This window comes from Photobacterium pectinilyticum, assembly GCF_024357955.1.
GTDB classification, from domain to species: Bacteria; Pseudomonadota; Gammaproteobacteria; order Enterobacterales; family Vibrionaceae; genus Photobacterium; species Photobacterium pectinilyticum.
This window is the reverse complement of record NZ_JANEYT010000119.1, coordinates 1-11,252: the sequence shown is the minus strand read 5'-3', so window position 1 is coordinate 11,252 and position 11,252 is coordinate 1. Positions and strand designations below refer to the sequence as shown.

Sequence of the window (11,252 nt, the reverse complement as noted above, 5' to 3'; positions counted from 1 at the left end):
CTAATTACAAAATATCTAACGCAGAGAACAGCGATTTTAACTTGCAAGACTGATCAAATATTTATGTAGGTTGGTATTAAAAAAGCGCCCCGACTTGTCGGGGCGTTGCTTATTGATTTAAGCCTTTAAATATTATTGGTCATAGCTCGCTTCACGAGCTTTGGCTTCCTCATCCCATTTAGGCACAACGGTCTTCAAGAAGTCTTCCTTCTCTTGGTTCATTGCATCCATATCCATGCCTAGTGCTTGCTGAGCTTTTAGCTTGGTAGAGATGTCTGGGATTTCAACTGGATCGGTAATGCCTTTGGTTGCTAGTAGGCGGACCACATTAGCACGGGCGTCAGCAGCTTTATCTAGCGCAGTACCGAGAACGCGTAGGGCAACTTCTGGTGCATGCATGTGAACACCGTGAGAGGCAATTGCGTAGTCCCAGCGCCATTGCGCGTGGCGAATATCGGCTAGAATTGGCTTCATTTCTTCCTCAGTAGCCCCTGCATCCCATGCTGCTTTTGCTTCGAAGTGAGCGGCAACAATTTGCTTCTCGGCACGAAGTTTCATTTCTAGCACTTGTGCTTTACGAGTAGAAACGATGCCTTGCAGTGTTGCTTTGTCTTGAGTATGACAGTTGGCACAAGTATCTTCGAAACGGTCAAACGGGTTGCCGATCTTGTGATCGGTAAAGACGACGCCGTCTTCATTCTGTACCTTCGGCATGTGACAGTCGATACACGTTACGTTGTTCTTGCCGTGAATGCCGTCGCGCCATGTTTCATACTCTGGGTGCTGCGCTTTGATCATTGGAGCTTTAGAAAGGCCATGCGTCCAGTCGCTAAAGCCAATATTATCGAAGTACACCTCCATCTCATCAACGCCGGTTCCCATATCCCATGGGAATTTCACTGCGTTCTTGCTCTCTTTCTGGAAGTAGTATTCAACGTGACACTGGCCACATACCTGCGCTTGCTGGTCAAGGCGAGAGCCATCTTCAAATTTCTTGCCAATCGCTTCCATCGCACGGGCGGCGTATGGACGTGACAAGGCGAGGGCTGGCTTACCTTGCTTGAAGTCTTCGCTATTAGTATTGTGGCAGTCTGCACAGCCAATGGCGTTGTTGATCTCTGAACCTAAACGGGCCCATTTACCGTCGAAATAGCCATCTTCACCGCGCTCGTCAATGACTCGGGCAACGTCAGGGCTCTTACAGCTCCAACAGGCCATTGGCATTGGGCCAGAGTTTTCGTCTTGTGGGCCGCCGGTACGTAGGGTTTGGCGAACGTCCGTTACTGCATAGAAGTGGCCACGGGCTTTGTTGTAGTCTTTGGCAAAGCCATAGCCAGCCCAAAGGATGACCATATTAGGATCGCCTTCAAGGGCATCTTCGATCTGTTCGCTTTCTTTGGTTGTTTCCCAGGTTTTGTATTGGTCTGCATGGGCAGCGGCAAAAGCTTCGTTGCGTGCTTCAATTCTTTCTTTTTCAGCGGGTTGCTCAGTAGCAAACGCATTGCCAGAAAGAAATATTGCAGACAGTAATGCTGCAACAGCGGCAGTATTTCTCGTCCATTTATTACTCACGATGTGCACTCCATAATTCTTGTTGTAAGTAGAGCCAAGCGTTGTGAGAGCGGCTTTCGATGCAAACAGAATTAGAGTTCTAAATAAGAATATCAGAAAGGGGAAATAACGAGATAAAAGAGATTTATTTTTTGTTTTGGATCAAAAGTTAAAAATGAATAACGCGAAGTAGATTAACAATTTACGCATATAACCCTAAAGGGGTATTTACATAACCTTTTGTGATTACATCGGGTTTTGTTCTTAATGTTATTTTAAAACAACACCTTAGCATGACTTTGAGATTGATCTAAATCAGGAAATAACCATATTCAATGCTACTTTTGGTGTATTTGTTATTTGTCGCATATTTTCACACCTTGAAATATAGTTTAATAAGTTTGTTGAGCGTTGTGGCTTAAAGTTGATGCAAATAAGAATTGATTTCAAATGCAATGGATTATTAATTGCGGAAATCAAACGGGCACTATTGTGCCTAATTTGTAATATCAGCACCGGTTACTTTTTGAAATTAAAAGTAATTGTGGACGATTAAAAGGTGAAAAATGGGCAATCATAAAGTAGCCCTGAATAGCATGTTGACGTTGTTTGTCGCTATGTGTATTTGGGGTTTCTCAATCAATGTTGCCGCAGACTCCCAGAGCACAGAAGCCACAGCAGCCAACCCTTCTGTTACTACTTCGGAGTCCGGCAGGCATGTCGTCGAATTCAACCGGGACAGGGATTACGCATGTACCCAGTGTCATAAAGATGAACAAGACGTTCTTAAAGGTGCGCACAGCACCGCTATTAATCCGCACACAAATCGTGATGTGACTTGCGTCGATTGCCACAGCAATGTGGGTAACGATCACCGTAATGGCGCATCAGAGGTAACGAAATTTGCACCAGCACAATCTGTAGCTGGTAGTGAAAAGCCGGCGGCTGATGTTGCTTGGATCACTCAGCAAAACGAAACCTGTGTGAATTGTCATGAGCCAGAGAATCTGCGTGAAGTGAATTGGACACATGATGTTCATGCGCTCGATCTCTCGTGTGCTTCTTGCCATAACATCCACCCAACGTCTGATCCAATGAAAGGTATCGAGAGAAAGCCAAGAATCAAGCTTTGTGTCGATTGCCACTCTGATCAGATAAAAGAAAAAGAGTAGGGGAGAGATTATGACGTGTTCAAGACGTAACTTCCTGGCTGGTGCCGGGGCTGTCATCTTCACTACTGGGGTGGGAGCCTCAAACTTAGTGGGCCGTAAATCTTTGGCGGCTACCATGGAAGATGGTGTGAAGCGTTACGGTATGGTCCATGACGAAACCTTGTGTATTGGCTGTACGGCATGTACTGATGCCTGCCGTGAAGTTAATAATGTGCCTGAAGGAGTCTCGCGACTGGAGATCGTCCGCAGTGAGCCACAGGGTGAATACCCGAATGTTGACTATCAGTTTACCCGTATCTCTTGTCAGCATTGTGATAACGCTCCATGTGTTCATGTCTGCCCAACTGGAGCGGCCTATAAGGATGACGAAACGGGCATTGTTGCCGTGGATAACTTTAAGTGTGTCGGCTGTGGCTATTGCCTAGCCGCTTGTCCGTATCAGGTGCGCTTCTTCCATCCGGAAACCAAGTCGGCAGATAAGTGTGACTTCTGTCGTGAAACCAACCTTAAGGAAGGCAAGCAGCCAGCTTGTGTGGAGTCGTGCCCAACCAAGGCACTGACATTTGGTGACTTGAATGATCCAACGAGTGAAATCAGTCAGATGATCACACAGAAGCCGGTTTACCGACAAAAAGTCGAGCTCGGCACCCAGCCTAAGCTGTACAAGGTGCCACATGGAAAAGGGGAGATAAAAGGATGAGTACAACATTTGCAGATGCCTTTTATTTTGACTCGCTGGTCTGGGACTGGATCATTGCGGTCTACCTGTTCCTCGCTGGGATGTCAGCCGGTGCCGTCATGATTGCCATCTACCTAAAACGTAAGGTGATCGAAGGGTATCCGGCGAGCAATGGTATTATCAAGGCAACAGCGATTCTGGCTCCATTTGGGATCATTGTCGGCTTGTTGATTCTGGTTTTTCACCTGACCAAGCCGTGGTCGTTCTGGAAGATAATGATCTTCTATAACCCAATGTCAGTGATGTCGATGGGTGTGGTGCTATTCCAAGTATATATGGTTGTATTGTTTGCTTGGATTGCCATTATCTACAAGAACGAACTGTTGGCATTGCTGGGTGATAGATTGCCGATTGTCGGTAAGGTCATGAAGGTATTGGGGCGCTTTGAAAACAGTATTGAGCTGTTCTTGGGCTTCTTGGCATTGTTACTGGCAGCCTACACCGGCTTCCTGCTATCAGCGCTACAAACCTACCCGATGCTGAATAACCCTGTATTGCCTATATTGTTCCTGTTCTCGAGTTTGTCTTCCGGTGCGGCCGCTTGCTTGTTGTTTGGCGTAGTGTTCTTCAAAGAGTCGGCGAAGAGTGCGAGTGTCAGCTGGGTTCACAAGTTTGAGCGTCCGGTGGTGATGTTTGAGTTGTTCGTTATCTTTGCTTTCTTCTCCGGTTTGTACTTCGGTGGAGGGCAAAGCCAGGTAGCAGCACTGTCGGCGATCGGTGGCGGTTTCTGGGCCAGTTGGTTCTGGTACGGAGTGATCGGCATGGGGATGCTGGTGCCATTGGGACTGAATGCGGTTAGTCCTGCCGGTATCAAGCACAACAAAGCCTTCATTATGCTGGTGACCACACTAAGTTTGATCGGTGTACTGATGCTACGTACGTTTGTGCTGTATGCTGGGCAAATGACAACCTTATAGGTTGATGTAACAAAGAATAGAATCGCCACAGTTAACGCTGTGGCGATTTAGTAACAAGGAATATAGATGCTCCCTGAAGTTGGACATTTTTCGTTAATTCTCGGTATGGTGTTTGCCTTGCTTGGTGCCACTGTTCCTGCAGTAGGATTAGTTAGAAAGGATTCATACCTTACTCGCTACGCTTGGCCATTAAGTTATGGCGCCTTTGGTTTTATTGGCCTATCGATTGTCTTGTTGGGCGTGAGTTTTGCGCTGGATGACTTTTCAATCGCTTATGTTGCTCATCACTCCAATACCCAACTACCGATTTTCTTCAAATTAGCTGCTGTATGGGGGGGGCATGAAGGGTCATTCCTGTTTTGGTTATTTTCCCTTACCTTGTGGGCAGCCTGTGTTGCCAGAGCATGCCGGAAATTGGATGAAGCCTTTATTGCAAGGGTACTCATAACCCTATCTGGCCTGATCCTCCTGTTTAGTCTGTTTGTTTTGCTTACCTCAAACCCGTTCGAGCGGTTGTTCCCGACCCCGCTTGAAGGGCGTGATTTAAATCCGATGCTGCAAGATGTCGGGCTGATCTTCCACCCGCCAATGCTCTACTTGGGTTATGTCGGTTTCGCGGTCAGTTTTGCTTTTGCTATTGCGGCGTTAACGGGCGATCACGGTAAAGGTGAGTGGGCGAAATGGAGCCGACCATGGACGCTGGCTGCTTGGGTATTTTTAACTGGCGGTATTGCACTGGGCTCTTGGTGGGCATATTACGAGCTAGGTTGGGGAGGCTGGTGGTTTTGGGACCCGGTAGAAAACGCCTCTTTGATGCCATGGCTGACCGGGACAGCGTTGATCCATTCTTTGATGATCACTGAATACCGCAAGGCATTATCAGGCTGGAGTTTATTGCTGTCCATCGCGACCTTTTCCCTCAGCTTGCTCGGCACCTTTATTGTTCGATCCGGTGTATTGACGTCGGTTCACGCTTTTGCTGTTGACCCAACTCGCGGTGTGACCTTGCTGGCCATGCTGGCATTAATCCTTATTGTGGCCTTGTCACTGTTTGCCATTCGATCGGGTCGTTACTTTGTTGCCGCCAAGTTTGGGTTCTTTACCAAAGAAGCCATGTTTATGGTGGGTAATAGCTTGTTTGTGGTCGCGATGTTAACCGTGTTGCTGGGAACATTTTATCCATTGATATTCCAAGCATTAGGCTTGGGCAATATTTCGGTCGGCGCACCGTATTTCAACTCGATGTTTGCCCCGATGAGCTTTATCTTGTTCCTGTTTATGGGGTTAGGTGTCGTCGTACGTTGGCATAAGGTTGGGTTGGATGATGTGATCACCCGTTCGTTGGCACCAATGTCGGTATCCATTGTATTGGGGGTGGCTCTTTCGGTGATGTTTGAGCGAGGGGTGAACATCACCGTGTGTTTGGCATTCATGACTGCGATTTGGATTACCTCAAGCGCCGTCCAGGCGATGTATATTCGAATCCATGCAAGACGTGCGAAAGGTATGAAGGGAGTTGTATGGAAGCAGGCGGCGATGGTCGTTGCCCATACGGGGGTTGCGGCAACAATTATCGGGGCGACCTTGGTCAGCTTCTATGATCAGGAGATCAGCAGCAAAATGGGGCCGGGAGACAGCGTCACCCTCGATCAGTACCATTTTACCTATCAACAGACAGACTTGTTGGTTGGGCCGAACTATACGGCAGAGCAAGCGAATATCATTGTGACCAAAGAGGATGCGTTGATTGCGACTATCCGTCCTGAGCGTCGCCACTACACCGTGCGTACTATGAATATGAGCGAACCGGGTATTGCTTGGTTTTGGCATGGTGATATCTATATTACGCTGGGCGAAAAGCTCAACCGTACTGACTATGCGGTTCGAATCCAATATAAACCCTATGTACGTTGGCTATGGTTGGGCAGTATTTTAATGATGATAGGTGGGGTCATGGCGGTGTTTAGCCTCGCGAGTCAACGAGTGTCGCACAAACAGCTGCAGCCTAAAATAATTGAAACGATAGTGCTTTGGAAGTAATGCTTTGGAAGTCATGGTAAGGAACGAGTGGTAGGCAAGAACCAATGGTGTACATGAAATGAAAGGGATTAGCCGTTATCTTCCGCTAGTTGTTGTTGTGGTGATGCTTGTGATCATCAGTTTGGCAATGACATTCAGTCAAGAAGGGCATGCTCCCAAGCTTGAAGAAAAACCGATGCCAGCTTTTAGCTTGCAGCAGTTGGATTCCTCCGTTGCCGCTGATGAAACACTATTTATCGGAAAATTGCAGTTATTGAATGTTTGGGCTTCTTGGTGTGCTGTTTGTAAAAGTGAACACGGGTTCCTCATGAAGTTAGCACAACAAGGTGAGATGTCGATTGTGGGGCTTAATTATCGCGATAACCGTCAGTCGGCATTGCGTGAGCTTACTCAGAGCGGCAACCCCTATCAAGCGGTGCTGTATGATCCTAAAGGTTCACTCGCATTAGATTTGGGTGTATATGGAACGCCGGAAAGTTATTTGATCGACAGCCGTGGCATGATCCGGTACCGCTATCTGGGTGCATTGGAAGAAGGCGTATGGTTGCGGGAATTCGTACCTGTGATCGAGCTTTTGCAACAGGAAGAAGTGCAACAGGAAAAGAGAACGAATGGGTAAGGAAGTGATTTGTCGAGTGAAGTTATTGCTGGTGGTTATCAGCATGTATTTATTGGTCGCGAGCGTACCAGCAGTTGCAAAAACAGACCAAATTTTTGTAGCCGCAGATGCGGAGTTGGTCGAGTCTGTCGAGACTTTCCAGTTTCGCTCCCGTGCTGAACAACGGCGGGCTATCGAACTATCACGTCGCTTGCGTTGTCCTCAGTGCCAGAACCAGAATCTGATCGAGTCTAATTCGCCGGTGGCGAAAGACCTGAGGCTCAAGGTCTATCATATGGTCAATGCTGGAGAGAGTGACGACGATGTGATTGAATATATGACCTCGCGATTCGGCGACTTTGTGCTGTACAAACCACGTTTAAACCCGCAAACCTACCTGTTGTGGGGAGGCCCCTTCTTATTGCTTGGTTTATTCGGCTCAATTATTTGGGTGACCATTCGTCGCCAAAAACGCAATTAATATAAATGATAAATTTTTGTTAATTGCTTGAAGGGGGAATAAACGATTTCATCAGGCTGTCATTTATATTATTAATAAGTGTGTGCCTTCGATCTATAGATAAAAATATAAGTTTTACTTTTTCGTTAAATGCTAAGTGTATCTTTCAGTTTTTCTTAAGTTACAAATGATAACACTTTGTTGGGTGTTGGTATTATTTGCTCCTTCCTTGTTGTTGCATTGTTCTTGATTTGATCTGTGTTTGTATATTCTCATTAAAAGTTACATTTATTTACAGTGAGCGTACTGATAAGATAAAGATGGATAGATAGTGTCTCTGGATTAATGTTTTTCTTTATCAAATAAATCGGACGAATATGTCTATATCAGTTTACGAAACAAGCAAGATGCATGTTTCTATAGGCGAAAAGGAAGTTATTAAGACCTTTAAAAAAAGGCCTGGTTATAAAAAGCGCTTTAAGCGAGAAAAAAAGGCTCTTCAGCGATTAAAAGGGGTCGATGGCTTTCCTCAACTTATTAGCCATCGCAATAGTACCGTTGTTATGTCCCGTGTTGCTGGCGGTAACCAAGACCAACTTTCCACTCAAAGTCTCAAAGAACTAAGGAAGCTGGTAGATAATATGTTGGAAGCAGGTGTTGCGCGTCATGCAATTCCTGAACGTGACCTTCTGATTGATAATAACAAAGTGTCTATGGTCGATTTTGAGCGAGTAACATTACGTCGTCACCGTTTATCACCAGGCTGGCTACTCGCAAAAAAAGTCACTAAGTTTCATTTGTTTAGATTAATATCTAATCATAACAGAGAGTTACTCTCTGAAAGTGAAAAGAAAGAGTTAGACACATTCACAAACGTTAGAAGTAAACTGCAAAAACTGAAGAAAGTACGTACTTCTGTTCGTAAAGTGGTGAGGTCGAAAAGTAAGGCTGGAAACTATACGAAAAAGTTCGAGAGTGGCAACTCAAGTAAAGACTAGACAGTTATGATGGCAGGAAAAATACTGTAGTCAGGGGAATAGCAACTTATTTTTATTATCCTTTGATAGTTATTCTGATTTAGTCAATATAAATAGCAAGGGGGACTTAATGAGTTCCCCTTTTTTGATCATTTATCCGTGTTATACCAATCTTGATAAGTAGTTGATCTATAGGTTGCGCAGGAAAATTCGTTGTTATCAAGGCGGAGGTTGCAGTAACTAGTGGCTCTAATTACAAAATATCTAACGCAGAGAACAGCGATTTTAACCTGCAAGACTGATCAAATATTTATGTAGATTGGTATAAATAGTATTTGATTATTACGGACAGCCCGCACAACATATAAGCATTATTTTGATGTAAATGCCTTTTGTGAGAAGATTAATAATTACATTGTATTTGGCTGAAGTATATAAGGAGGAAAAAGTGCTAAAGGCTATTCATCATGCTGCAATTATCTGTTCTGACTATAGCCGGTCCAGAGCATTCTACGTTGATACTCTTGGCTTAACCGTGCTGGCCGAGCATTACCGTGAGGCGAGGGACTCATGGAAATTGGATCTACAACTGCCAGATAACAGCCAGATTGAGCTGTTTTCGTTTCCTAACCCGCCACAAAGACCCAGCTTCCCAGAAGCGAGGGGGCTGCGCCATTTAGCATTCGTGGTGGACTCGGTTGAGCAAGTCGTTGGTTATCTTGAATCGAGAGGAGTAGAGGTCGAGCCAATCCGGATTGATGAATATACAGGAAAAGCATATACGTTCTTTCAAGACCCGGATGGGTTACCGCTAGAGCTTTACCAACCTACATAAATACTTGATCAACTACTTATCCAGATTATTACTGTTGCCATGGTTAAGAAGGAGCCGCCTGCCAAGTATCAACGCTGAACCAGCGACTGCAAAATAATCTTCTAAAACTTGTCAAAATGCAGGCCTTTGTTGTGATGTAAGGGCTGCATCTTCAATTACGCTTTAATAACAGTTCGAATAAATATAAAGGTGGCAGTGTGAAAATTGCTTTTTTTGGTGAGTGTATGGTTGAGCTTAGTGGCCAACCACTACAACGGACGTTTGGCGGCGATACGCTTAATACAGCGCTGTACTTGTCACGTTTGGGCACGAGCCGTGATATCGCTGTCAGTTACGCTACGGCCTTGGGTGTTGATAATATCAGTCAGGACATGTTGAATGCTTGGCAGCATGAAAATATCGAAACGTCGATGGTATGCAAATTGAAAAATAAGCTACCGGGTCTTTACTTAGTTGAAACCGAGCCGAGCGGTGAGCGTCATTTCCACTATTGGCGTAACGATAGCGCCGCTAAATTTTATTTTGCCAGTGATATATCACCGCTTGAGAAAGCTATCGAAAATCATGAATTCGATGCCTTATATATCAGTGGGATCAGCTTGGCGATTTTGGCTGATGATGCTAAAGCGACCTTGATTACCTTGCTGGAAAAACACAAAGATAAAGGTGGAAAAGTCTTATTTGACAATAATTTCCGCCCTCAATTGTGGACCACAAAACAAGCCCAGTATTGGTATTCACAAGTTCTGCCGTTTGTCGATATTGCATTGATCACTGAAGATGATGCTCACTTAGTTTGGGGACAGGTTGATATTATTGATTGTTGCCAATCCTTCGGGTGTCAGGAAGTGGTGATCAAACGAGGTAGCGAACCTTGTCTGGTCGTTAGCCAACTGCAATCTGCCGATCCGCATGAGTCTTACATCGCGGCCAACAAAGTGGATAAAGTCATTGATACCTGCGCGGCCGGGGACTCCTTTGCTGCTGGGTATTTGGCTGGTCGCTTAAGTGGTGGCAGTGAATCGGCATCTGCAGAATTAGGGCATCAATTAGCTTCAATTGTTATTCAGCACCACGGTGCAATTATCCCGGCAGATGCAATGAACGATTTAATGTAAAAGATTTTAGGAAGAAGTGGACGAATTAGTGAGTGAATAACTGGGGTATCTCGCCTCGAAATTGTATCTGTCACTTGCCCACCTGTGTTGGCCTTTTTGCTTGCAGCGCATATAGCAAAGTGATCGGCTTCTGCTGCTATCAATTTTTCTAATTCAATCCAGCAATTGATGGTATTCCATACGGAAGAGGTCGATTTTTGGCTTGATGTGTTGGAAATTGTTCAGTTGACGCAAGTAATTGTATTTTTGTTTGACTCATCCCGGAAAATCAGTAAATTACACCTCCGTACCGCAACGGCATTGGCCGAAATCAAGTGGTAAGAAGAAAATTGATGGCGCGTTGGCAGAGTGGCTATGCAGCGGATTGCAAATCCGTGGACCTCGGTTCGACTCCGGGACGCGCCTCCATACTCAGGTTCTGTTGCCTTGTTGGTGGCAGCAACCGAACAAACCGCCGAATAGGTGAGTTTGCACAATTTGGCGCGTTGGCAGAGTGGCTATGCAGCGGATTGCAAATCCGTGGACCTCGGTTCGACTCCGGGACGCGCCTCCATACTCAGGTTCTGTTGCCTTGTTGGTGGCAGCAACCGAACAAACCGCCAAATAGGTGAGTTTGCACAATTTGGCGCGTTGGCAGAGTGGCTATGCAGCGGATTGCAAATCCGTGGACCTCGGTTCGACTCCGGGACGCGCCTCCATATTCAGGTTTTATTGCCTTGTTGGTGGTAGCAACCGAACAAACCGCCGTATAGGTGAGTTTGCATAATTTGGCGCGTTGGCAGAGTGGCTATGCAGCGGATTGCAAATCCGTGGACCTCGGTTCGACTCCGGGACGCGCCTCCATA

At 45.8% G+C, this 11,252-nt stretch carries 10 protein-coding genes and 4 tRNA genes; 13 read left to right on the top strand and 1 reads right to left on the bottom strand.

Going from position 1 to position 11,252, the window contains the following annotated elements:
- Positions 1 to 132 precede the first annotated feature (132 nt).
- Positions 133 to 1,572 (bottom strand): ammonia-forming nitrite reductase cytochrome c552 subunit, encoded by a 1,440-nt coding sequence (nrfA, locus tag NHN17_RS24480; RefSeq protein ID WP_255045282.1) that lies wholly within the window; start codon positions 1,570 to 1,572, stop codon positions 133 to 135.
- Positions 1,573 to 2,117: 545 nt separating this feature from the next.
- Here nrfA and nrfB point away from each other — a divergent pair.
- The 13 genes from nrfB (at position 2,118) to NHN17_RS24415 (ending at position 11,250) form a co-directional block, all read left to right on the top strand.
- A complete protein-coding gene (gene nrfB, locus NHN17_RS24475) occupies positions 2,118 to 2,723 on the top strand; it encodes a cytochrome c nitrite reductase pentaheme subunit (RefSeq protein ID WP_255045280.1) in 606 nt (201 codons plus the stop codon).
- A gap of 10 nt (positions 2,724 to 2,733) precedes the next feature.
- The gene (nrfC, locus tag NHN17_RS24470) at positions 2,734 to 3,423 is read left to right on the top strand and encodes a cytochrome c nitrite reductase Fe-S protein (protein ID WP_255045279.1); all 690 of its coding nucleotides are present in this window, start codon (positions 2,734 to 2,736) and stop codon (positions 3,421 to 3,423) included.
- Positions 3,420 to 4,379, top strand: a complete 960-nt coding sequence (gene nrfD / locus NHN17_RS24465; protein WP_255045278.1) for a cytochrome c nitrite reductase subunit NrfD — start codon at positions 3,420 to 3,422, stop codon at positions 4,377 to 4,379. Before nrfC ends, nrfD begins: the two co-directional genes overlap by 4 nt.
- Before the next feature lie 66 nt (positions 4,380 to 4,445).
- Positions 4,446 to 6,419 (top strand): heme lyase CcmF/NrfE family subunit, encoded by a 1,974-nt coding sequence (locus NHN17_RS24460; RefSeq protein ID WP_255045276.1) that lies wholly within the window; start codon positions 4,446 to 4,448, stop codon positions 6,417 to 6,419.
- A gap of 58 nt (positions 6,420 to 6,477) precedes the next feature.
- Positions 6,478 to 7,038 (top strand): DsbE family thiol:disulfide interchange protein, encoded by a 561-nt coding sequence (locus NHN17_RS24455; protein WP_255045275.1) that lies wholly within the window; start codon positions 6,478 to 6,480, stop codon positions 7,036 to 7,038.
- Positions 7,031 to 7,498, top strand: coding sequence for a cytochrome c-type biogenesis protein (locus NHN17_RS24450; RefSeq protein WP_255045274.1), 468 nt, complete (start codon positions 7,031 to 7,033; stop codon positions 7,496 to 7,498). Before NHN17_RS24455 ends, NHN17_RS24450 begins: the two co-directional genes overlap by 8 nt.
- A 356-nt stretch (positions 7,499 to 7,854) precedes the next feature.
- A complete protein-coding gene (locus NHN17_RS24445; RefSeq protein ID WP_255045273.1) occupies positions 7,855 to 8,475 on the top strand; it encodes a hypothetical protein in 621 nt (206 codons plus the stop codon).
- Between the two features lie 427 nt (positions 8,476 to 8,902).
- Entirely contained in the window at positions 8,903 to 9,289 is a 387-nt protein-coding gene (gene gloA2, locus NHN17_RS24440) for an SMU1112c/YaeR family gloxylase I-like metalloprotein (protein ID WP_255045272.1), read from the top strand.
- 224 nt (positions 9,290 to 9,513) lie between these two features.
- Entirely contained in the window at positions 9,514 to 10,407 is an 894-nt protein-coding gene (locus NHN17_RS24435; protein WP_373689594.1) for a sugar kinase, read from the top strand.
- A gap of 334 nt (positions 10,408 to 10,741) precedes the next feature.
- A tRNA-Cys gene (locus tag NHN17_RS24430) sits at positions 10,742 to 10,815 on the top strand.
- Positions 10,816 to 10,886: 71 nt separating this feature from the next.
- A tRNA-Cys gene (locus NHN17_RS24425) sits at positions 10,887 to 10,960 on the top strand.
- A gap of 71 nt (positions 10,961 to 11,031) precedes the next feature.
- Positions 11,032 to 11,105: transfer RNA gene (locus tag NHN17_RS24420), tRNA-Cys, on the top strand.
- Between the two features lie 71 nt (positions 11,106 to 11,176).
- A tRNA-Cys gene (locus NHN17_RS24415) sits at positions 11,177 to 11,250 on the top strand.
- Positions 11,251 to 11,252: the final 2 nt, after the last annotated feature.

Bases quoted from the DNA above. Each gene is read 5' to 3' on its own strand.
- nrfB (WP_255045280.1), top strand. From the start codon at position 2,118: ATGGGCAATCATAAAGTAGCCCTGAATAGCATGTTGACGTTGTTTGTC.
- NHN17_RS24445 (WP_255045273.1), top strand. From the start codon at position 7,855: ATGTCTATATCAGTTTACGAAACAAGCAAGATGCATGTTTCTATAGGC.
- nrfD (WP_255045278.1), top strand. From the start codon at position 3,420: ATGAGTACAACATTTGCAGATGCCTTTTATTTTGACTCGCTGGTCTGG.
- NHN17_RS24450 (WP_255045274.1), top strand. From the start codon at position 7,031: ATGGGTAAGGAAGTGATTTGTCGAGTGAAGTTATTGCTGGTGGTTATC.
- NHN17_RS24455 (WP_255045275.1), top strand. From the start codon at position 6,478: ATGAAAGGGATTAGCCGTTATCTTCCGCTAGTTGTTGTTGTGGTGATG.
- NHN17_RS24460 (WP_255045276.1), top strand. From the start codon at position 4,446: ATGCTCCCTGAAGTTGGACATTTTTCGTTAATTCTCGGTATGGTGTTT.
- NHN17_RS24435 (WP_373689594.1), top strand. From the start codon at position 9,514: ATGGTTGAGCTTAGTGGCCAACCACTACAACGGACGTTTGGCGGCGAT.
- nrfC (WP_255045279.1), top strand. From the start codon at position 2,734: ATGACGTGTTCAAGACGTAACTTCCTGGCTGGTGCCGGGGCTGTCATC.